The sequence below is a fragment of the Rodentibacter ratti genome (genome assembly GCF_002000485.1).
Taxonomy (GTDB): domain Bacteria; phylum Pseudomonadota; class Gammaproteobacteria; order Enterobacterales; family Pasteurellaceae; genus Rodentibacter; species Rodentibacter ratti.
The window spans coordinates 1-23358 of sequence record NZ_MLAJ01000011.1; the positions used below are offsets into that span (position 1 = coordinate 1).

Annotated in this window: 22 protein-coding genes and 1 other RNA gene; 20 read left to right on the forward strand and 3 right to left on the reverse strand. The window is 40.6% G+C overall.

The genetic code is table 11. From position 1 onward, the window contains the following. Positions 1-947, forward strand: a 947-nt coding sequence (locus tag BKG94_RS09930) for a YadA family autotransporter adhesin (protein WP_208604265.1), incomplete at its 5' end; no start/stop codon positions are given. 221 nt (positions 948-1168) lie between these two features. Here BKG94_RS09930 and BKG94_RS08585 read toward each other — a convergent pair. Next, entirely contained in the window at positions 1169-1669 is a 501-nt protein-coding gene (locus BKG94_RS08585; RefSeq protein ID WP_077436295.1) for a YbhB/YbcL family Raf kinase inhibitor-like protein, read from the reverse strand. A 385-nt stretch (positions 1670-2054) separates the two neighbouring features. Next, positions 2055-2419, reverse strand: a transfer-messenger RNA (tmRNA) gene (ssrA, locus tag BKG94_RS08590). 107 nt (positions 2420-2526) lie between these two features. Here ssrA and BKG94_RS08595 point away from each other — a divergent pair. The 18 genes from BKG94_RS08595 (at position 2527) to aroG (ending at position 19195) form a co-directional block, all read left to right on the forward strand. After that, on the forward strand, positions 2527-3021 hold the full coding sequence (locus tag BKG94_RS08595; protein WP_077436223.1) for a hypothetical protein: 495 nt from the start codon (positions 2527-2529) through the stop codon (positions 3019-3021). Between the two features lie 111 nt (positions 3022-3132). After that, a complete protein-coding gene (dinB, locus tag BKG94_RS08600) occupies positions 3133-4200 on the forward strand; it encodes a DNA polymerase IV (RefSeq protein WP_077436225.1) in 1068 nt (355 codons plus the stop codon). 41 nt (positions 4201-4241) lie between these two features. After that, positions 4242-4778 (forward strand): elongation factor P hydroxylase, encoded by a 537-nt coding sequence (locus BKG94_RS08605; RefSeq protein ID WP_077436227.1) that lies wholly within the window; start codon positions 4242-4244, stop codon positions 4776-4778. 182 nt (positions 4779-4960) lie between these two features. Continuing rightward, positions 4961-6043 (forward strand): peptide chain release factor 1, encoded by a 1083-nt coding sequence (gene prfA, locus BKG94_RS08610; RefSeq protein ID WP_077436229.1) that lies wholly within the window; start codon positions 4961-4963, stop codon positions 6041-6043. A gap of 53 nt (positions 6044-6096) precedes the next feature. Continuing rightward, the gene (locus tag BKG94_RS08615) at positions 6097-6552 is read left to right on the forward strand and encodes an RDD family protein (RefSeq protein ID WP_077436231.1); all 456 of its coding nucleotides are present in this window, start codon (positions 6097-6099) and stop codon (positions 6550-6552) included. Beyond that, the gene (gene prmC / locus BKG94_RS08620) at positions 6552-7439 is read left to right on the forward strand and encodes a peptide chain release factor N(5)-glutamine methyltransferase (protein ID WP_077436233.1); all 888 of its coding nucleotides are present in this window, start codon (positions 6552-6554) and stop codon (positions 7437-7439) included. The genes BKG94_RS08615 and prmC overlap by 1 nt, the downstream gene beginning before the upstream one ends. Next, complete coding sequence (locus BKG94_RS08625; RefSeq protein WP_077436235.1) at positions 7429-8232, forward strand: SirB1 family protein; 804 nt, start codon at positions 7429-7431, stop codon at positions 8230-8232. The genes prmC and BKG94_RS08625 overlap by 11 nt, the downstream gene beginning before the upstream one ends. Before the next feature lie 13 nt (positions 8233-8245). Then, positions 8246-9100, forward strand: coding sequence for a 3-deoxy-8-phosphooctulonate synthase (gene kdsA, locus BKG94_RS08630; protein WP_077436237.1), 855 nt, complete (start codon positions 8246-8248; stop codon positions 9098-9100). A 206-nt stretch (positions 9101-9306) separates the two neighbouring features. Beyond that, positions 9307-10254: a 2-hydroxyacid dehydrogenase gene (locus tag BKG94_RS08635; RefSeq protein WP_077436239.1), complete on the forward strand. Its 948-nt coding sequence runs from the start codon at positions 9307-9309 to the stop codon at positions 10252-10254. A gap of 1 nt (position 10255) precedes the next feature. Beyond that, entirely contained in the window at positions 10256-11437 is a 1182-nt protein-coding gene (locus BKG94_RS08640) for a lipoprotein-releasing ABC transporter permease subunit (protein ID WP_077436241.1), read from the forward strand. Positions 11438-11463: 26 nt separating this feature from the next. Beyond that, positions 11464-12753 (forward strand): adenosylmethionine--8-amino-7-oxononanoate transaminase, encoded by a 1290-nt coding sequence (gene bioA, locus BKG94_RS08645; protein ID WP_208604266.1) that lies wholly within the window; start codon positions 11464-11466, stop codon positions 12751-12753. Positions 12754-12761: 8 nt separating this feature from the next. Then, positions 12762-13904, forward strand: coding sequence for an 8-amino-7-oxononanoate synthase (gene bioF, locus BKG94_RS08650; protein WP_077436245.1), 1143 nt, complete (start codon positions 12762-12764; stop codon positions 13902-13904). Between the two features lie 7 nt (positions 13905-13911). Further along, positions 13912-14556, forward strand: a complete 645-nt coding sequence (locus BKG94_RS08655) for a pimeloyl-ACP methyl esterase BioG family protein (protein WP_077436247.1) — start codon at positions 13912-13914, stop codon at positions 14554-14556. Beyond that, a complete protein-coding gene (gene bioC / locus BKG94_RS08660) occupies positions 14547-15317 on the forward strand; it encodes a malonyl-ACP O-methyltransferase BioC (RefSeq protein WP_077436249.1) in 771 nt (256 codons plus the stop codon). Before BKG94_RS08655 ends, bioC begins: the two co-directional genes overlap by 10 nt. Before the next feature lie 13 nt (positions 15318-15330). Next, positions 15331-15972, forward strand: a complete 642-nt coding sequence (gene bioD, locus BKG94_RS08665; protein ID WP_077436251.1) for a dethiobiotin synthase — start codon at positions 15331-15333, stop codon at positions 15970-15972. 95 nt (positions 15973-16067) lie between these two features. Continuing rightward, positions 16068-16751: a lipoprotein-releasing ABC transporter ATP-binding protein LolD gene (gene lolD, locus BKG94_RS08670; protein WP_077436253.1), complete on the forward strand. Its 684-nt coding sequence runs from the start codon at positions 16068-16070 to the stop codon at positions 16749-16751. Beyond that, entirely contained in the window at positions 16751-18001 is a 1251-nt protein-coding gene (gene lolE / locus BKG94_RS08675; RefSeq protein WP_077436255.1) for a lipoprotein-releasing ABC transporter permease subunit LolE, read from the forward strand. Before lolD ends, lolE begins: the two co-directional genes overlap by 1 nt. Positions 18002-18109: 108 nt before the next feature. After that, a complete protein-coding gene (gene aroG / locus BKG94_RS08680) occupies positions 18110-19195 on the forward strand; it encodes a 3-deoxy-7-phosphoheptulonate synthase AroG (protein ID WP_077436257.1) in 1086 nt (361 codons plus the stop codon). A gap of 48 nt (positions 19196-19243) precedes the next feature. Here the strand turns inward: aroG and BKG94_RS08685 are convergent, their stop codons facing one another. Then, positions 19244-22405, reverse strand: coding sequence for a type I restriction endonuclease subunit R (locus BKG94_RS08685; RefSeq protein WP_077436259.1), 3162 nt, complete (start codon positions 22403-22405; stop codon positions 19244-19246). 118 nt (positions 22406-22523) lie between these two features. Between BKG94_RS08685 and BKG94_RS08690 the strand changes: the two genes are divergently transcribed. Continuing rightward, positions 22524-23015 carry a transposase gene (locus tag BKG94_RS08690; protein ID WP_077436261.1) on the forward strand — a complete coding sequence of 164 codons (492 nt, stop codon included), beginning with the start codon at positions 22524-22526 and terminating at the stop codon, positions 23013-23015. Positions 23016-23358: the final 343 nt, after the last annotated feature.

Consider the following 23358-nt stretch of genomic DNA (forward strand, 5'->3'; position numbering starts at 1 on the left):
CAACAGCGGCTGCTAAAACTGTTGTTGAAGGTGATAAAGGCGTAAGCGTTACACCAACTCCTAAAGCAGATGGTAGTATGACTTATACTGTTGCGGCTAAGACCGATGGCACAACAATTAAGATTGATGCCTCAGGTAATATTGCTGCGAATACAGGTACGATTACACCTGCTCCTGTAAATGTAACTGATGCAGCAGGTAATCTTCTTCCAAATGCGGGTAAAGTAACTGTTACAGGTACTCCAGTTGGTAATGAGACTCAGGAGCAAGCAAATGCTCGTGAAGGTAATAAACTAGCAACTGTGGGAGACGTAGCTAATGCCATTAACAGCGCTGGTTGGGTAGTCAATACTGGTAAAGCAGCAGATCAAACAGCCTTTACAACTGAAGCTGGTACAGCCAAAAAAGTTAGTGCCGGTGATAAAGTTAACTTCCAAGCAGGTAAAAATATGGAAGTGAAACGTGATGGCGACAACATCGTTTACGCAACATCGGATAATGTATCCTTTAACAGTGTTAATGTTGGTAATACTAATATCACTACTAATGGAATCACTATTAATAATGGTCCAAGTATGACAACAGATGGTATTGATGCAGGTAACAAAGTTATCAGTAGAGTAGCCCCTGGTGTGAAAGATGACGATGCGGTAAATGTAAGCCAACTTAAAGGTGCAGTGAATAATATTAATTCACAACTTAATAAGATGGATAAACGCCGTAAAGCGGGTCACGCTTCCGGATTGGCAGTTGCTGGCTTAATGCAAGCATACCGCGAAGGTCAATCAGCCGTGACTGCAGGTGTTGGTCAATACCAAAACCAAAGTGCAGTGGCAGTAGGTTATTCTCGCATTGCCGATAGTGGTAAATACGGTGTGAAAGCAGCCTTTACTGCGAATACACAAGGTGAAGTAGGGGGAACATTAAGTGCAGGTTACTTCTGGTAATCTAACCTCCTCTTAGCTTCCTAAAAACTAAAGACCGGTTTTAATAATAAAATCGGTCTTTTTTATTCTTAATTTATTCGATTAATTTGATATAATCATTTTACTGCTGAACAAGTAGCTTAGAAAAATGTAGTTTTAATTTAGATAGACTGCCGAATAGGCAGAAAAAGCGAGGCTCAAAGTCTCGCTTTTTTATCTGGAAATCGTGGTTTATTATCAAGTTATTTAGAATCATAAGTACCGACTAAGTAGGCTTTATCAAGAATATGTTCTTGCATAGCAAAATGCAAATCGTTGTAACGGAATCCCGGTTTCAGATTGAGTTTTGTGTCAAGCGCATAAACATAAAGTTCATAGCGGTGTGGTTTGTTTGGTGGAGCCATTCCGCCGTAACCGGACGCTTCTTCAATAGAAAGTTTGTTTATTTTGTTTGCCCAACTGTTTGCTCCTTGAACGAAGTCCTTTGCTGAAATACTCTCATTTTCCACTACTGAAGTACGCTCCAAATCTGCAATTAGCCAGTGTGTCCAAACAAATCCCGCAACTTCGGCAGCATCTTTATCTTCAAAAACTATTGCAAAGGATTTTGTTTTTTCAGAGGCATTTTTTATTTCAAAAGGAATAGAATAAGAGGGCATTCCATTCTGGGTAAATTGTGTACCGCGTTTGCCGAATCTATCGGCAAATTTCCCATCTACAATGGCAGAACTGGTTACCCGCATCCCTCCTTCAGTTTTCATTTTTTGTGCTGTTGAGCAAGCTGAAAGAGCTGAAGACAAGAGCATAATGAACCCGCTTGTACGAATAATTTTATTGATATGACTTGTTTTTTTCATAGAGACCTACCTTTTTCAGACTGATACATAAGTTGCATAACTTTAGATTAGACGAATAAGGTGGAGTAAATCTTACATAAATTTTTTAAATTGACAGTTTTTCTGATATAAGTGCAAAGCTTGGTAGGAGTGCTTTTGTAGAGAAAAGTGCGGTGGGATTGATGCTCACATTCGGATCATTTTTAGTTGTATTTGAGTGGCATTAAAAAACCGCAAAACAATCTAAACCTTTGATTTTATGGTTGTAGTTGTATTGCGGTTATATTAAATCTGGTGGAGCTGGCGGGAGTTGAACCCGCGTCCGAAATTACTCTACCTTCAGTACTACACGTTTAGTCAGTCTTTAGTTTCACTTAAGCATGCGGACAGACACGCTAAACTTAAATTAGTTTGGTTTAATTTAATGCTTCGATCCTCAAACGGCGGCTTCCACACGATCTCGTTTTGGTTTGACTCCGCGTTATCCCCGTCTTACGAGCGGAAGCTGGGGCGTGAAGGCTAAATGCAGGTTATTAAGCTGCTAAAGCGTATTGTTCGTCGTTTGCGACTATTTTTTTGCGGTTTATTTACGAGGCCTACCGCACCTCGACGTGCACCTTGGGCTTCGCTAATCCCGTCGAATCCAGAATCAGCCCCAAAATTTCGGCAAGTGTAGCAAAAAAGAGAAGCGAATAAAAGAATCTATTTATTAATCCTCTGTATTAGGTTAGAATTCGACCATTTTTTATTAAAGGAAAAACATAATGAAAAATTTAAAACTTTTCATCACAGTTTCAATGGCATCGCTGTTTTTGGCAATGAATACATTTGCGGCGCCGACAAAAGCATCTTCAAAAACAACGAGTAAAAAAGAGGCTGCCGCTGAGGTAAATTCTATTTCACAGGCTGTTTCGATTGATGTTGAAGATCGTCAATTAATGATTGATAACAATGGTCAAGCGTTGGTGGTGTTTAAATATGTAGTGACAAATACCAGCAATAAACCTATTTCAAATATTCAATGGATAAGTGCTTATGTGAGTAAACGTGAGGTAATTCACAGTCAAAATATGCAGCTTGAGTTGGAATCAAATTTAATGCCGGGTAAATCAATTACAATTAATTTACAAATTCCGTTTGTTCAAATTGATGAAAAATTTAGATCTGCTTTTACAGATTTACAAGCTAGAATTGACATCTATCCAATCGATCGTGTTGTTCGATTTAATGACAAAAAAGAACTTCGCGAACAGAAATAACCTTTCCTGATATAAGCTTGCAGATATGCAGGCTTATTGTATATGTATGGTTGAACAGTGGTTTTGTTATCGCTATACTAAACACCTGTATTTTTAACCGCACTTTGATTTATGTTTTTCACCCACAAAATTATTCATATTGATATGGATTGTTTTTATGCTTCGGTAGAGATTCGTGATAATCCTTCCTTGCAGGGGAAACCTGTTGCTGTGGGGGGAAGTTCCCGCGAGCGTGGGGTTTTAACAACATGCAATTATGAAGCGAGAAAATTTGGTTTGCATAGTGCAATGCCAACGGCACAGGCGGTGAAAAAATGCCCAAATCTCATTCTTGTGCCGGTGAATATACCTCTGTATAAACAGGTTTCGGCGCAAATTCATCAGATTTTTCGCCGTTATACCGATATTATTGAGCCTCTTTCCTTAGATGAAGCTTATTTGGATGTAACAGATTGCAAAAAATGTTTAGGATCAGCGACTTTGATTGCAAAAGAAATACGCCAGGCGATTTTTGATGAATTGAAATTAACCGCTTCAGCCGGAATTGCACCGCTTAAATTTCTTGCAAAAGTCGCCTCTGATATGAATAAACCCAATGGACAGTTTGTGATAAAGCCTGATGACGTGGATGAATTTGTGAAATCCTTACCTTTGAAAAAAATTCCGGGAGTGGGAAAGGTAACATCACAACGTTTATTAGAGATGGGATTGGAACGATGTGGGGATGTGCAGAAATTAGATCAAACAATATTACTCAATCAATTTGGCAAAATAGGCAAACGAATTTGGGATTTTAGCCATGGCATTGATGAACGAGAAGTGCAACCTCATCGGGAGCGTAAATCTGTGGGCGTAGAACGTACGTTGGTCGAAAATATCCATCATCTGGAGCAGGGCATTGCATTATTGGATAAACTCTACCTAGAACTCATTCAGCGTCTTGAACGTAGCGTGCCAAATACGCCATTGTCTGCTTTTCGTAAAATAGGGGTAAAACTTAAATTTGAGGATTTTCAAGTGACCACTTTAGAAAAAACGGGCTTGCCATTGTCATTATCAGGGTTTCAACAGCTATTAACGCAGATTTGGCAACGGAGTAAGGGAAAATCAGTACGATTAATCGGATTACAGGTTAATTTACCCGAAGAAAATAAACATGAGCAAATGAGCCTTTGGTGATATAATTCGCCCCTTTCTATGGGATAACTGCCGGAGAAGTCATGGAACATCAACTCGATGATATTATCGCAATTTTTAATCAATGTTTTGAACAAGAATACAATACCCGCCTTGTAAAAGGGGGGGAAGAACCCATCTACATTCCGGCAAATGGGGACGTGCCCTACAATGCAATCTATTTTGCACGGGGTTTTTATAGCAGCGCATTGCACGAAATCGCCCATTGGCTGGTGGCCGGCAAAGAACGTCGTAAATTAGAAGATTTTGGCTATTGGTATGAGCCGGATGGACGTTCTGAGGCGCGCCAGCGTGATTTTGAAAAAGTGGAAGTTAAACCTCAAGCCTTAGAGTGGATTCTTGCCACCACAGCCGGTTTTCGTTATTTTGCCAGTGCCGACAATCTCAACGGCAATCCCGGAGATACCCAACCTTTCAAACAAGCTGTCTACGAACAAGTAAAAATCTATGCACAAAAAGGCTTGCCTAAACGAGCAGAAACCTTACGAAAAGCCTTGGCGGATTTTTATGGCACGGAAGATCACATTGATTTGAGCAAATTTGATGTGAATCGGATCTAAAAGTGCGGTTAGTTTTATGCATAATTACTGATGTGATTATTTATGGCTCCGCGACGGTTGCAAAGCCTGCGTTCAAAAAACGTTGTTTTGGGTGACCGCACTTTCCAGGCTGTCAATTTTGCCTAAAATCGGCTAGAATGCGCTGATTTTGTTAGAGATTTGAAATATAAAAGAAAAAGAAGATGAAAGAATCCATTATTGTAAAACTTGAAAGTTTAAAAGAACGTTACGAAGAATTAGAAGCGCTGCTGGGCGATGCTTCGGTGATTAGTGATCAGGATAAATTCCGTGCTTATTCTAAAGAGTATGCGCAACTTGAAGATGTGGTGAAATGTTTTCATCGCTGGACACAACTTAATAGCAACATTGAAGAAGCGGAAATGTTGTTAGATGATCCGGAAATGAAAGAGATGGCACAAATGGAAATTGAAGAATCCAAAGCAGAAATTGAAGAAGTGGAACAACAGCTTCAAATTCTCTTATTGCCAAAAGATCCGAATGATGAATATAACTGCTATTTGGAAATTCGTGCCGGAACAGGGGGAGACGAAGCGGGAATTTTTGCCGGTGATTTATTCCGTATGTATAGCCGTTATGCTGAAAGTAAACGTTGGCGTGTGGAAATGCTCAGTGCCAATGAAAGCGAGCAGGGCGGCTATAAAGAAGTGATTGTCAAAGTCAGTGGTGAAGGGGTGTACGGTCAGTTAAAATTTGAATCGGGCGGTCATCGTGTACAACGTGTGCCGAAAACCGAATCTCAAGGGCGTATTCATACTTCTGCTTGTACCGTTGCGGTCATGCCGGAATTGCCGGAATCGGAAATGCCGGAAATTAATCCTGCGGATTTGCGTATTGATACTTATCGCTCATCAGGCGCAGGCGGCCAGCACGTCAATACCACCGATTCGGCTGTGCGAATTACCCACATTCCAACGGGCATTGTAGTGGAATGTCAGGATGAACGCTCACAGCATAAAAACAAAGCCAAAGCAATGTCTGTGCTTGCCTCACGCATTGTCCAAGCGGAGCAAGAACGCCAAGCGGCGGAACAAACGGATATGCGCCGTAATTTATTAGGATCCGGCGACCGTTCGGATAAAATTCGTACCTATAATTATCCGCAAGGACGGGTGACTGATCATCGCATTAATTTAACCCTTTATCGTTTAGACGAAGTGATGAACGGTAAAATTGATGAGCTGATCCAGCCGATCATCACCGAATATCAAGCGGATCAATTGGCGGCATTATCTGAAACGAATTAACGAGTAGGGCATCTGATCTCAGATGCTCTTTTTTACTTTTAGGGAGCAATAAAATGCTAGTTGAAAATCCACAGGATAAAAAAATGCAAGATGCGGAATTTTCCTCATTTTCCCAAACTTCACAGCCGGTGTTGGCGAGTCGTTTTAAACGCTGGCTTGCCAGTTTGATTAACGCTGTGCTTTTATGGATTGTGCCCATCATTGGTTTTGTATTTGGGGATTTTACCGGCTTGTTATCTATTCTGCTTTATTTGGGATTACAAATCTATTTTATGAAAACCTATGGACAAACTATTGCAAAACGTTGGTTAGGATTACGAGTGTTGGATTACCAAAGCCAACAACCGTTAACCTTTGGTAAATATATTGGGCGGGAAGCCATTGATTTTTTATTTGCGTGGACGAGTTTTTTGCTCATTATCAGCGGTATTGTGGCACTCGTGCGTGATGATCGCCGTTCTTTAACGGATTTAATCATTGGCACGCAGGTTATTCAAGACACAAAATAATGAATTATCAACAATGGCTGGGGCAAGCATCAAACGCCTTAAATAAAGCTAATCCCCAAGAAAACGGCAAAACCGATGCTTTAGTGTTATTACAATTTGCCACAGGAAAATCCCGTACACAAATTTTAGCTTTTGATGAAACTGAAATTGAGGAAAAAGTGCGGTCAAATTTAACCGCACTTTTAACACGCCGTTTGAAAGGTGAACCTATTGCCTATATTTTGGGGGAAAAAGAATTTTGGTCACTATCATTAAATGTGACTGAAAGCACCTTAATTCCCCGTCCTGATACGGAAATTTTAGTGGAACAGGCATTGGTGATTACAAGGGAAAAACTCCAAAAAAAACCACCGCACTTTCGCATACTGGATCTTGGCACGGGGACAGGGGCAATCGCTTTAGCCTTGGCTGCAGAATTAACGCCAATTTGTGAAAAACAATCTACCGAATTAATGATTACCGGGGGCGATTTGATCCCCAATGCGGTGGAATTAGCGAAATCCAATGCAGAAAAAAATCAACTCAATGTCCGCTTTTTCCAAAGCCAATGGTTTGACAATGTGGAAGGAAAATTTGATTTGATTGTCAGCAATCCGCCTTATATTGATGAAAGCGATGAACATTTAAAGCAAGGCGATGTGCGTTTTGAGCCCCTTTCTGCTTTAGTCGCAGCTGAACAAGGTTATGGGGATTTACGCCATATTATCGAACAAGCCCCCGCTTATTTAAATGAGGGCGGTGCATTGTTGTTGGAACATGGCTGGCAACAAGGTGAAAAAGTGCGGTCAATTTTTGCGGAAAATCATTGGGAAAAGATTGCAACTGTACGTGATTATGGCGACAATGAGCGCATTACATACGGTTTTTGGAAAAGTCATGAAATATAATAAACGAGCGTTATACGATCAATTTGTCAGTTTTTATCATATTATTTCTGATGATTATGAGGAATCAAAGGTTAGCATTCGAGGAAAAATGGGCGCTTTCGTACGTAGAGCACGCCGTGAAATTTCACCGGATTGGTCGGCCGAAGATCGTATTAATGGTTTATTACAGCTGGTTTATCGGGAATGGGGCTTTCACTGCGATCCGAATAATTATTTTCGCTCAAGAAATCTATATTTGCCCTATGTCTTAGAATATCGGGAAGGGATGCCGGTAAGTCTTGGAGCAATTATTTTATACCTTGCGGAAGCCTTAGATTTACCGATTTACCCTGTTAATTTCCCAACCCAACTGATTTTACGTGCTGAATTTGATGATCGGATAGCGTTTATTGATCCTTGGAACGGTAGCTATATTTCTCAAGAAAAATTACAACAGTTTTATGAGGGGACATTTGGCTTTGGTGCGCAAATTCAGCCTGAGGAACTTGACCGAGCAGACCTCCAACTTCTTTTTTCTCGCTTTGAACAGCTCGCCAAAAATGCTTTAATTCGGGAAGAACATAATGATATGGCATTTCGTTATATTGAATCACTGGTTCACCGATCTGATGATCCCTACAATATCCGTGATCGTGGTTTGGTATTAGCACAAATGGGCGCATATCCTATGGCTTTGAAAGATTTAGAGTATTTTGTTGATAAATGTCCGCAAGATCCAACCTCAACATTAATTCGCACACAACTTTCAGAACTTAAAAATGAGCTTGAGCAAGCTCCTCACGCTATTCATTAATTAAGGAAAACTTATGCAAAATAAACTTGTAAAAATTGGTCACATTGAGGTGGCAAATGATAAACCTTTTGTACTTTTTGGCGGAATGAACGTCCTTGAAAGTCGTGATATGGCGATGCAAGTGTGCGAAGCCTATGTGAAGGTGACCGAAAAACTCAACGTACCCTATGTATTTAAAGCTTCTTTTGACAAGGCGAATCGCTCATCTATTCACTCGTACCGTGGGCCGGGTATGGAGGAAGGCTTAAAGATTTTCCAAGAATTAAAAGCTACCTTTGGGGTGAAAATTATCACCGATGTTCATGAAATTTACCAATGTCAGCCGGTGGCAGATGTGGTGGATGTGATCCAGCTTCCCGCATTTTTAGCCCGTCAAACGGATCTGGTGGAAGCTATGGCGCGTACCGGTGCGGTGATTAATGTGAAAAAACCGCAGTTTTTAAGCCCGGGTCAAATGGGGAATATTGTGGAAAAAATCGAAGAATGTGGCAATGATAAAGTCATTCTTTGCGATCGTGGAACGAATTTTGGCTATGATAATTTAATCGTTGATATGCTTGGTTTCGGCGTGATGAAAAAAGTCTCAAAAGGTAGCCCCGTGATTTTTGATGTGACCCATTCACTGCAATGTCGTGATCCTTTTGGCGCGGCATCAGGGGGGCGCCGTGAGCAAGTAACAGAGCTTGCCCGTGCCGGTTTAGCGGTGGGCATTGCCGGTTTATTTTTAGAGGCTCATCCAAATCCGAATCAAGCAAAATGTGACGGCCCGTCAGCCTTACCGTTGTCTGCTTTGGAAGGTTTTGTGTCACAAATGAAAGCCATTGATGATTTAACCAAATCTTTCCCTGAATTGGATACCTCAATTTAATGGCGAAGTGCGGTTAAAGTAGGAAGATTTTTTGAGATGATGTGTTGTTTATTTGTAGGGACACACTGCGTGTGTCCGCTATAAAATAGTGATAATCGGACACACGCAGTGTGTCCCTGCATTTCATTGAAATTACTGTTTTTGTGCATTTGCAGACATCATACCGAAATTTTGACCGCACTTTTTAACTAAAAAAGGAGAACATCATGCAAATTGTATTTTTAGATAGTACCGCTATTCCAAAACACATTCCTATTCCTCGCCCAAGTTTTGAGCATGAATGGGTTGAATATCCCCATACTTCCGCCGCCCAAACTATTGAACGGGTGAAAGATGCAGACATTGTCATTACCAGTAAAGTAATTTTTGATCGCAAAACACTCGAACAACTGCCGAAACTTAAACTCATTGCGATTACTGCCACAGGAACCAATAATGTGGATTTAATTGCAGCAAAAGAATTAGGGGTTGAAGTCAAAAATGTGACAGGGTATTCAAGTGTCACTGTGCCGGAACACGTGATGGGGTTGATTTTCTCCTTAAAACATAGTCTTGCCGGTTGGTTGCGTGATCAAACTTCTGCCAAATGGGGAGAAAGCCAACAGTTTTGTTACTTCGATTATCCGATTACCGATGTGCGGGGTTCTACCATTGGGATCGTAGGAAAAGGTTGCTTAGGCTCGGAAGTGGGGCGTTTGGCTAAGGCTTTGGGAATGAATGTGCTTTACGCAGAGCATAAAGATGCGACAACTTGCCGTGAGGGCTATACGCCTTTTAATGAGGTCTTAAAGCAAGCGGATATTTTGACTTTACATTGCCCATTAACGCCAAGCACTGAAAATTTAATCAATGCAGAAACCCTGTCACAAATGAAAAAAGGGGCATTTTTAATCAATACAGGACGTGGACCTTTAGTAGATGAAAGCGCTTTATTAAACGCATTAACCAGTGGACATCTGGGTGGGGCGGCGTTAGATGTGATGATTAAAGAGCCACCGGAAAAAGATAACCCGTTGATTCTTGCGGCGAAAACTATGCCACATTTAATTATTACTCCGCATATTGCTTGGGCTAGTGATAGTGCGGTCACGACATTAGTGAAAAAAGTGACGCAAAATATGGAAGATTTTGTCGCACAATTGAACCAAAAGTAGTATGAATTTACCCATTTCTCTTTATATTGCCTTACGTTATTGGCGAGCGAAAAGTGCCGATCGTTTTGGACGATTAGTGACGAGCCTCGCCAGTTTTGGCATTGTGTTAGGTGTGATGGCATTGATTATTGTACTTTCGGTGATGAATGGATTGGAGGGGTATCAAAAGCAACAAGTGCTTTCCTCCATTCCCCATGCCATTGTCAGCCAAGCACAACCGATTTCGACAAAAAAACCGTTGGAAAATTTACCGCACTTTGTGCAAAAAGCTGTGCCGATTAACACCACAAAAGTGATTTATCAAACCGCCAAAGGCGTGAGTGCCGGGCAGGTGATTGGTGTACAAGCTTTTTCTGATGATCCTTTATTGGAAAACCAAGATCGTGTCCCTTTTGAAACCTTATTGCCGGCTGGTGAGTTTAAATTAGTGATTGGCAATCAGTTGGCACAAAAACTCGGTGTAAATGTCGGCGATAAAATTCGTTTGATGATTACGGAAAATAGCCAATATACCCCCTTTGGACGGGTGCCGATGCAGCGTTTATTTAGCGTGAGCGAAATTTATTTTGATTATAGCGAAGCGTCCGGTTATCAAGCCTTTGCCAATTTATCGGATATTGGGCGATTAATGCGTATTCAGCCGGAACAGGCACAGGGCTATCGCTTGTTTTTGACCGATCCTTTTTTAATTACTGAATTACCCGCCTATTTTCCTCAGCAACAAATCACCGATTGGCGGGTACAAAAAGGCGAATTTTTCCAAGCCGTGCGTATGGAAAAAAATATGATGGGGTTATTGATTAGCCTGATTATCGTCGTGGCGATTTCCAATATTGTCACCTCTCTCAGCCTTATGGTCGTGGATAAACAAGGGGAAATTGCGATTTTGCAAACGCAAGGTCTGACGAAATCGAAAGTGCGTTCGGTATTTATTTTCCAAGGTCTGCTTGTAGGATTAGTTGGGACGTTGATTGGAACAACATTGGGTATCTTGATCACACTAAACCTGACTGACATTATAAGTGCGGTCAATCCGAACGCTGTTTTTTTACCCACCGCACTAGAGCCTTGGCAAATTTGCTTGGTCATTGTTTTTTCTCTTTTATTATCCTTATTATCCACTATTTATCCTGCTTACCGTGCGGCAAAAACAGAGCCGGCAGAAGCATTGAGATATGAATAGCAAAATGATAGATAAAGGATGAAATGATGAACGAACAACAACTTTTGGCTTTTGATCATCGGCATATCTGGCACCCTTATTCTTCAATTTATTCTGATATGCCCCTGTATGCCGTTGAACGTGCTGATGGTGTGAAGATTACACTCAAAAATGGGCAAACCTTAATTGATGGGATGTCCTCTTGGTGGGCGGCATTACATGGTTATAATCACCCACGTTTAAATGCTGCGGCACAAAATCAATTGGCTCGCATGAGTCATATTATGTTTGGTGGTTTTACCCATGCACCGGCAGTAGAATTAGCACAACTATTGGTAAAGATATTACCGTCTGGACTGGATAAAATCTTTTTTGCTGACAGTGGTTCAGTCGCCGTTGAAATTGCAATGAAAATGGCTATTCAATACCAATATGCGAAAGGTGAGCCACAGCGACAAAAATTTGCCACAGTTCGTTCCGGTTATCATGGCGATACTTGGAATGCGATGTCGGTTTGTGATCCTACAACCGGTATGCATCATCTCTTTCACCACAGTTTACCTGTTCAATATTTTTTGCCTCAACCTTCCGTCACATTTAATGAGCCTTGGGATGAGCGTGCCATTGCCCCTCTTGCTAATTTATTGCAAACGCATCATCAAGAAATTGCCGCTTTAATTTTAGAGCCGATCGTACAAGGGGCAGGGGGAATGTATTTTTATTCACCTGAATATCTTGTTAAAGCGCAGGAATTATGCCAAAAATACGGTGTTTTGTTGATTTTCGATGAAATTGCCACGGGTTTCGGGCGTACCGGTAAATTATTTGCCGCAGAGCATGCAGGGATCAGCCCTGATATTATGTGCATTGGCAAAGCATTGACAGGCGGTTATTTAACCTTAGCCGCAACCATCACAACAGAAACCATTGCGGAAGTAATATGTAGCGGTGAAGCGAAATGTTTTATGCATGGCCCGACTTTTATGGCAAATCCTTTGGCTTGTGCGATTGCGGCAGAGTCTGTTCGTTTATTATTGGAAAGTCCGTGGCAAGCGAGAGTTCGGCATATTGAAAAGGTATTACATCAACAGCTTTCGCCATTGGCAGAAAAACATTATGTTAAAGAGGTAAGGGTGCTAGGGGCAATTGGTGTGGTCGAAATGCGTAATGAGGTGAATATGAAAACCCTGGTTCCTCGTTTTGTGGAAAATGGCGTGTGGATTCGTCCTTTTGGAAAATTGGTTTATGTCATGCCGCCTTTTATTATTCAAGATGAAGAATTAACTCAGCTGACGGAAGGTATGATGAATGCCTTAATACAAGAATATGAGCAATAAGTAATGAAATGGACGATTTTCAAAAGCAATTAGCCTCGCTAAAAACTATCAATCAATATCGTTCAATTCCTTATTTAACGCACCATGGGCGTTATATTGAACGGGATAATCGGCGTATGTTGAATATGTCGTCGAATGATTATCTCGGATTGGCATCGAATGAAACCTTACACCATGCTTTTTTTCAGCAATATGGCACGGATTTACCGGCTTTGACCAGTTCATCATCCCGTTTATTAACAGGTAATTTCCCCATTTATAATGATCTTGAAGCACTGATTGCGCGCCAATTTCAGCGCGAGAGCTGTTTATTATTTAACAGTGGCTACCATGCTAATCTGGGGATTTTACCGGCATTAACCACCTCTAAAAGTTTAATCTTGGCGGATAAATTGGTGCATGCCAGTATTATTGACGGTATTCGATTAAGTCAGTGTCAATTTTTTCGTTATCGCCATAATGATTATGAACATCTACAACAACTGTTAGAAAAAAATGCCGATAAATTTGACCGCACTTTTATTGTCACAGAATCTGTGTTTAGTATGGATGGCGACGTGGCGGATTTAGCAGAATTAGTCAAATTGAAAAAGCAGTTTCCTCATGTTTATCTTTATGTGGATGAGGCTCACGCCATTGGGGTTTATGGCGAGAAAGGATTAGGTATCGCAGAGCAGGCTAAGGTGATTGCCGATATTGATTTATTGGTGGGGACTTTTGGCAAAGCATTGGCATCAATGGGGGCTTATGTTGTTTGCGATCAAGTGATAAAAGCGCTCTTGATTAACCAAATGCGCCCATTGATTTTTTCGACAGCTTTACCTCCACTTAATGTGGCATGGACTTATTTTCTCTTTGAACGGTTATCGCAATTTCATCAAACAAGACAACACTTAAATGAATTAAGTGCTTTTTTGCGTAATGAAGTGGCACAGCGAGTGGGGAATATGCCTAGTTCAACCTGCATCGTGCCTTATATTTTAGGTGATAATGAAGTCACACTGACAACAGCACATAGGCTTCAGCAACAAGGTTATTATTGTTTGCCAATCCGCCCGCCAACGGTACCAAAAGGCACATCAAGAATACGTTTATCTGTTACGGCAGATATGACAAAAGAAGAAATCACAGAATTTATCACCTATTTATAGGCAAAAAATGAAAATAAAATTTGAAGATCATCAGGCTCAAAATTTGCTGGTTTATTTTGCCGGTTGGGGAACCCCCATCTCTGCGGTTTCTCACTTAGTGATGCCTGAAAATTATGATTTATTAATTTGTTATGACTACCAAGATCTTTCCTTAGATTTTGACTTTTCAGGCTACCAGAAAATTCGTGTTGTCGCTTGGTCGATGGGCGTATGGGTGGCTGAAAGAGTATTACAAGACATTCCCCTTGAATCGGCAACTGCCGTCAATGGAACCGGTTTACCCTGTGATGATCAGGTGGGTATCCCTTTTACTATTTTTAAAGGCACACTAGATAATTTAAATGAAACCACAAGGGCAAAGTTTGATCGTAGAATTTGTGGTAACAAGGCTAATTTGGCATTTTATCATTCTGCACCTGCACGGGATTTTCAAGAAATTCAACAAGAATTGACCGCACTTTTTCACGCGATTGAGCAAGATCAACGCACGGATTTAATTCTATGGACAAAGGCGATTATCGGCTGTCAGGACAAAATTTTTTCACCTGAAAACCAACGACGTTATTGGTGTACCCGCTGTGAGATTAACGAGATAGAAGGGGAACATTATTTATTTTCCCATCTAACACATTGGGCACAGCTATGGAATTAGCGTTGAAACACATTGAAAAACAACGTATTCGGCAGCATTTTGATAAAGCCCTTGATGGCTATGATGAGCATGCTTGGATACAACAGAAAATCAATCGGAGACTGCTTTCCCACATAACAGCCTGTTTGCCGACTTCTTCACTTGAAAGTGTGTTAGAACTTGGCTGTGGCACGGGACAATTAAGCGAAGGGTTACAACAACATATTCATGCCAATTATTGGATGTTTAATGATCTTTGTGATGTTAAAGATCGATTAAAGAAAAGATTATCTCAACCCTTTGCATTTTATTGTGGTGATGCGGAGCAATTTCCGTTTAACCGATCATATGATTTGATCGTGAGTGCTTCTGCCGTACAGTGGTTTCATCATCAATCATCCTTTATTGAACATTGTAAAAAAGGATTAAAACGAAATGGCCTGCTGGCGATAGCAACTTTTGGGCAGGAGAATTTACATGAAATTCGATCCTTAACCAACATTGGATTGGTTTACCCGACGCTATCTGATTGGAAACAGTGGTTACAAGATGATTTTGAATTGCTGTATGCCGAAACCGCCATAGAGGAATTATATTTTCCAACCCCACTTGATGTACTCAAACACCTTAAGAAAACCGGGGTGACAGCAACAGGACAAGGCACTTGGACAAAACAAAAATTACAGATATTTATCGACCGCTACCAACGCTGTTTTTCCTTATCCGACCAACAAGTGCGATTGACTTATCAACCGCTATGGATGATTGCACGATACAAATGATAAAGAGAAAATGATGGGAAAAGTGATATTTATTTCCGGTATTGATACCGATGTGGGCAAAACCATTGCAACGGGGCTTTATGCCAGATCGCTGATGGAGCAAGGCTTTTCGGTGATTACCCAAAAAATGATTCAGACCGGTTGTCGGGCGTTTTCCGATGATGTGTTAGTGCATCGCAAAATTCAAAAAATCGATCTGACCGAAGAGGATCTCAATGGGGCAACTTGCCCTTATCTCTTTGAATACCCTTGCTCCCCCCATTTAGCGGCAAAACAAGAGGGAAAGCGCATTGAGGCAAAAAAGATTGAAAAATCGACCGCACTTTTGGCAAAAAAATATGACTATGTATTGCTTGAAGGGGCAGGTGGATTGATGGTGCCTTACCATCATTGGGAAACCACATTGGATTATATTCAAAATCAAGGCTATCCATTGGTACTGGTGACATCGGGAAAGCTTGGGAGTATTAATCATACCTTGTTAAGCTTAGAAGCCTGCAAAACACGAAATATTAATGTGCTGCGTGTGCTATATAATCTTTATCCAGAATATGATCCGATGATTTCGGAAGAAACACAGCGATATTTAAAACATTACCTTGCGCAATTTTTTCCTCACACAGAATTTGAATCTTTTGGAAAAATAGCAATTTAATTAGGGATAACCAGAATTGAAGAGAGAAACGGGCTCACATTGCCATGGTTTATCTCAATGAATTTATTCTCAAATATAGAAAATATGAGTAAAAAATGAATCAGTATTTATTAGAATGTCAAAACATCAACAAATTCTATCAAGAAGGCGATAACCAAACCCAAGTGCTAAAAGGGGTGTCTTTTGCCATGCAACCGAATGAATTGGTGGCGATTGTGGGCAGCTCGGGTTCCGGAAAAAGTACGCTATTGCATACCTTAGGCGGTTTAGATCAGCCAAGTAGTGGGGAAGTCTTTATTAAAGGACAGTCACTCCAAAAGGCCTCTGAGTCGGAATTGGCAAAACTGCGAAATCAAAATTTGGGCTTTGTGTATCAATTTCATCATTTAATGGCAGATTTTTCAGCCCTTGAGAATGTGATGATGCCGCTGTTGATTGGTCGCCAAAATAAAACAGAAGCGAAAGACCGTGCAGAAAAAATGCTTAATGCCGTGGGATTAAGTCATCGTATTTCTCACCGTCCCTCTGCACTTTCAGGAGGCGAACGCCAGCGTGTTGCCATTGCTCGTGCGTTGGTCAATCATCCCGCTTTAGTGCTGGCAGACGAACCAACAGGAAATTTGGATCATAAAACCACGGAAAGCATTTTTGAGTTAATTCAAACATTAAATCAGGAACAAAATATCGCTTTCTTGCTCGTTACCCATGATATGGGGCTGGCTGAAAAATTATCCCGCCGTCTGACGATGCAAGATGGGGTATTAAGGGAAGGCATATAATGAACACTCCGTTTTTTATTAGCTGGCGTTATCAGCGTGGTAAGCAGAAAAATCCTTTGGTGGCATTGATTGCCAAATTTTCGGCAATCGGTATCGCTTTGGGGGTGGCAGTGTTGATTGTCGGTTTGAGTGCGATGAACGGTTTTGAGCGGGAATTAAACCAACGTATTTTAGCGGTGGTTCCTCATGCTGAGATTACCGTGAATGAAAATGCCGATGAGAAAACAATTAATCATTGGCAAAATCTCGCAGCACGGTTAAAAACAAATGAAAAAATTACCGCACTTTCCCCTTTTGTGAGTTTTACGGCATTGGTTGAGAACGGCAGCAAACTGAAGGTGGTGCAAGTAAAAGGCGTGGATAAAACCGCACAAGATCAAGTGAGCTCACTTGGAAAGTTTGTCGAGGGAAATGGCTGGCAACAGTTTGCAAAAGAGGGCGGATTAGTGCTGGGTTTCGGTATCGCAAAAGAGCTTGAAGTTAAAGAAGGAGATTGGGTTTCCTTGCTGATTTCACAACCCAATGGAGAAGAACAGTTATCCCAACCTCATCGTGAGCGGGTTCAGGTGAGCGGAATTTTACGTTTAGATGGACAACTGGATCACAGTTATGCCCTGCTTTCACTTCCACAAGCCCAAGAATTATTGGGGTATCGGGCAGATCAGATTACCGGAGTAGAGCTTAAGGTTGCTGATCCCTTTAATGTTCAAGGGATCAGTTATTCCGAGTTGAGCGATTATCCGCAGCTACTTTATGTACAAAATTGGATTGCTAAATTTGGCTATATGTATCGCGATATTCAGCTTATTCGCACAGTGATGTATATTGCCATGGTGCTTGTGATCGGCGTCGCCTGTTTCAATATTGTTTCCACCTTGATTATGGCAGTGAAAGATAAGCAAGGTGATATTGCTATTATGCGCACACTGGGTGCAAATAATGGATTTATTAAACGAATTTTTATCTGGTACGGCTTGCAAGCGGGGATGAAAGGGTGTTTAATAGGCCTCGTTCTTGGCGTAATTTTAGCGTTGAATTTAACATCGCTTATTCAGGGCTTAGAATATTTACTCGGAAAGAAATTGCTATCGGACGGCATTTATTTTGTCGATTTTCTTCCTAGCGAGCTTCATTGGCAAGATGTTTTGTTAGTTTTAGTGGCGGCGTTAGTCTTAAGTCTCTTGGCAAGCCTTTATCCGGCAAGCCGAGCAGCCAAACTTCAACCGGCTCGGGTGTTGAGTAGTCATTAAACAGAATATTGAATCTTTTACAATGAACTAGTTTACTAGTACAAGGAATAAGTGTAGAGTATTTGCAATTTTCAAACACAATATTAAAAAAATATAAGAGAGTGATGTATGACAAAAGAAAAAATTAAAATCGTTGTCGCAAATGATGATACTCGTATCGAAAAGATTGATCAGGTTTTACCGCCTATTGCCTTATTAGAAAAATTTCCGGCAAGCGAAGAGGCGGCTGCATTAGTGAAACAAACCCGCCAAGAAACACATAATATTATTCATGGCAAAGATGATCGATTATTAGTGATTATCGGCCCATGCTCCATTCATGATCCTAAAGCGGCGCTTGAATATGCCAATCGTTTGAAACCTTTACGCGAAAAATACAAAGACAGCCTAGAAATTATTATGCGTGTTTATTTTGAAAAACCACGCACCACAGTAGGTTGGAAAGGGTTAATCAATGATCCTTACTTAAACGATACTTATCGTTTGAATGACGGTTTACGCATTGCTCGTAAATTGCTCTCTGATATTAATAATCTTGGCGTGCCTTCTGCCGGCGAGTTTTTAGATATGATTACCCCACAATATGTGGCGGATTTTATGAGCTGGGGTGCAATCGGTGCGCGTACCACTGAATCACAGGTTCACCGTGAATTGGCTTCCGGTTTATCTTGTGCCGTCGGCTTTAAAAATGCCACGAATGGTGGGGTAAAAGTCGCATTAGATGCGGTGGGTTCGGCAGAAGCCCCTCATAATTTCTTATCGGTCACTAAATTTGGTCATTCTGCGATTGTTTCCACCAAAGGCAACGAAGATTGCCACATCATTTTACGTGGTGGGGATAAAGGACCTAATTACAGTGCTGAAGATGTGGCAAAAGTTTGTGCCGAAATTGAAAAAACCGGTCGTATTCCTCATGTTATGGTGGATTTCAGCCACGCCAACAGCAGCAAACAATTCAAAAAACAAATGGAAGTTTGTGAAGATGTCAGCAAACAAATCGCCGGCGGTTCAAAACAAATCTTTGGCGTGATGGTTGAAAGCCACTTAGTTGAAGGCCGCCAAGATTTAGTCAATGGCAAAGCCGCCACTTACGGACAAAGCATCACCGATGCCTGTATCGGCTGGGAAGACACGGAAATCTTACTCAAACAGTTATCTGATGCCGTGATTGCACGTCGCAAAGTCAATCCATAATTTTAGTTTCATTTCAGTGTATAGGGGCGAATCTTTCGCCCTTTTTTCTTATTCTGTGGTTAACTCATCGGCAATTTCTTCGGCTTGTTGTAGGACGAATGTGATTGCTTCTTCTGCTTTATCCGGTGGATATTTATATTTTTGCAACGCTCGGCGAACGAGTAGCCGAATTCTTGCTCGCACGGCTTCTTTATGTTGCCAATCAATACTGACGGATTTTCGTAGAATATCGGTGATCTCTTTTGCCAACGCTGAAAGGGTTTCATCTTGCATTAATTCCTTTGCACTCCCGTTTTGAGAAAGGGCATCATAAAATGCCAATTCTGCAACGCTTAAACCGAGTTTTTCTCCACGCCCCAAACGCTCGGAGAAATCCCGTCCCATTTGCACCAGTGCATCCAGAATTTCAACTACCGTGAGATTGTGGTTGTGATATTGATTTAATGCTTCTTGTAAACGTTGCTCAAAGTCTTTCTGTGCCGCAAGATTTCGCCCTGCTTTTGCTTTGATTTCTTGCTTCAAGTAGCGTTCCATTGCCAATACCCAAAGGCTTTTAGTTTCGCTATTTTTTATCGCCTGCAAAAACTCATCAGAAAGCAAATTAATTTGTGTTTGTTCTTTACCAAGCAATTCAAATAAATCAATCGTGCCTTCTGAAACAATACTTTGGTTGATTAAAGCTTTAAGTTGAATAAGCCGTTCTTGCGTGCCGGTGCCTTTTTGTTCACGTTTGGATAGCACCGCACGCACCGCATCATAAAATGCAATTTCTTGATTATAGGGTTCTGCCTCTTTTAATGCACCACAGAGGGCATAGCCTTTTTTCAGGCTACTGACGGTTTTTAAAAAGAGTTTTTTGCGAGGCTCTGGATCGTCTGAATTTTTCCATTGCTGATGATGTGCTTTGTCATCAGGCTGTTGATCAAGGGAGTTGATATGGTTTGCTGCAAGAGCAATGGCTTTAAGTAAACGTGAAGGATCGGTTTCACCGATAGCCGATGGCACATCAAAAGCTTTACCATTAATCTTAGTGTCGAACAAAGTGCGGATAAATTCGAGTTGTTCTTTCATTTTAAAGAATACGGCGTCTGTGTCCTTTACAAAGTCATCACTACCGCCTGCATTCGTATAATCTTCCAATGCTTTTTTTAATTCTTCGGTGAGTCCGACATAATCGACCAACAATCCGCCATTTTCACGGCTTTTATTAGAAAAAACACGATTTACACGGGCAATCGCTTGCATTAAATTATGCCCTTTCATCGGCTTGTCAAGATACATTGTGTTACAACAAGGTACATCAAAACCTGTCAGCCACATATCTCGAACAATCACGATTTTTAGCGGATCACTCGGATCTTTAAATCGGCGTTCCAGCGTTTGTTTTTCTTGTTTACCGTAAACGTGTTTCTGCATTTCGGGGGCATCCGATGCCGAACCTGTCATTACAATTTTTATCGTACCTTGATTAATATCATCAGAATGCCATTCAGGGCGAAGAGCCACAAGCTCATTATACAAATTCACACAAATCTGACGGCTGGAAACCACCACCATCGCTTTGCCGTCTTGTTGCTCATTACGTTTTTCAAAATGTTCAACAATGTTTTTCGACAATTCTTTTAAGCGGGAAGGTGCGCCTAATAAACGTTCACGTAAATTCAGGCGGACATTCTCTTCTTTGTCTAAAATCTCATCAATTTCATCAAATAATGCTTGATGATCGGATTTATTCAAATCAATTTGACGTGGCAAATAATTTAATGGAACAGTTGTGCCGTCATCAATGGCGTTCACAAAATCGTAAATAGACACATACTGCCCGAACACTTCTTGTGTATCTTTATCTTCAAGGCTAATGGGCGTTCCCGTAAAACCAATAAAAGCGGCATTGGGTAGAGCATCCCGCAAATGGCGGGCATAGCCTGCTTGATATTTGCCGTTGTGTAATTTTTGGGTTAAGCCGTATTGGCTGCGGTGTGCCTCATCGCTTATCACGATAATGTTAGAACGTGTATTTAAAACGGGGAATTGATTTTCCGTTTCCTCTAAACCAAATTTTTGAATGGTGGTGAAAAACACCCCACCGGATTCACGTTCGCTTAATAATTGGCGAAGGGCTTCCCGATCTTCCACCTGTTGTGGCGTTTGTTTAATTAAATCTTTACCGCTGCTAAAGGTTTGGAAAAGTTGCCCGTCTAAATCGTTACGATCCGTTACCACCAAAATTGTTGGGTTCTTTAATTCAGGTTGGGAGAGCAGTTTGCCCGCATAAAACAACATAGAAATGGATTTGCCCGAACCTTGCGTGTGCCACATCACCCCAATGCGTTTATCCCCTTGTTCACTGGTGGCGAAAAGGGTAGAGTCCACCGCCTCATTAACACCATAATATTGATGATAAGCGGCAATTTTCTTGATTAACGCCCCATTAGAAGCCCGTTCAAACAACACAAAATAACGCACATAATCCAACAATTTTTGTGGCGTGAGTAAGCCATTGAGCAAATTTTGCAATTCATCGCCAAAATCTAATCGCTGACTTTGGTTTTTTTCATCCACCACTTTCCAAGGGGTAAAGCGTTGAAAATCCGCTGAAAGCGATCCTAATCGTGCATTCAAGCCATCACTGATAATCAAGGCTTGGTTATAAACAAAGAGATCGGCAATTTCATCTTTATAGGTTTGCAACTGATTAAAGGCTTGCAGTAAATCTGCCGATTCCCGCAAAGGATTTTTCAACTCAAACACCACCAACGGTACGCCATTAACAAAACCGATAATATCGGGAATTCGTTTGCCCCCTTTACGGCTGCGAATTTCCAGTTGATTCACCATCACAAAACGGTTGTTTGCCCAATGCTCAAAATCCACCAAACGAGCCACATTAAATTTCTGCTCACCGTTTTGTTGATATTCCACCTTCACGCCATCTCGTAGCATTTTATAAAATGCCTGATTTCGTCCGACCAATTCGCTAATATCGCCTTTGGTGACAAATTTCACCACAAAATCAACCGCACTTTCAGGCAATTGAGGGTTTAGTTTTTTCACCGCTTCTCTGAGTATTTCCACAAATACCACCCCGCCTAAATCTCCACGGGCAAATTCCCCTTCGGAAACCGGTAAATCTTTGCCAAAGCGATATTCCCAACCGAGCTTTTGTAGGCGGGAGAGGGTGAGTTGTTCGATGTCGTTTTCGTTGAGCATAAATTGTTCCTCAAATTTTGCGATCTTGATCGTAAACCTTATATTCAGCGATTTAAAAAATCTTTATTTTTAATTAAGTTATGGCTTCTTTATATTATGTTGAGCCTAGAAATAAAATATGAATAAGCCCAATAGAAAAACTGTTCGTGTTAAATGGGATAGTTATCAAAATGGTTGTTACTTTGTCACTGTTTGTACCCAAGATAAAATTCATTATTTTGGTGAAATAAAAAATCAAAAAATGCACTTATCATCACTGGGAATGGAATTACAAAAAATTATTAAAAACACAATAAATTTAAGAGCAGATCAATTTATTGAAATACCAATTTATACTATCATGCCCAATCATTTTCATTTAATCATTATTATAAATAGCCATACAAACCAACATCAGCATTGTTTCGGTTATGGACAACGTAAAAATTTAGCTTCAATTATTCGTGGTATTAAAGCCTCTTTAACCTCTTTTGCAATTAAAAACCAAATACCATTTCAATGGCAACCTCGTTATCACGAACATATTATCAAAACAGAAAAAGCATTTACGCATATTTATCATTACATTGAAAACAATGTTATAAATTGGAAAATAGATTGTTTTTATTAAAAACCTTATATCAAATACGGACACACGCAGTGTGTCCCTACCAATCACGTTATTTGATGTTTTCTTATGTTTTATAACATCAATATTTAATTAACCAAAATCTATTTCATATCCCACGATATCCAGTAGGGACACACTGCGTGTGTCCGTATCAATAACATCAATTGATGTTTTTTTTTTGATAATGCCAATATTCAATTCATTCGTGTTTATTTTATTTCGGTTAAAATTTGATTTCGGATACATATCGGACACACGCAGTGTGTCCCTACCAATCACGTTATTTGATGTTTTTTTATGTTTCATCATATCAATATTTAATTAACCAAAATCTGTTTCATAT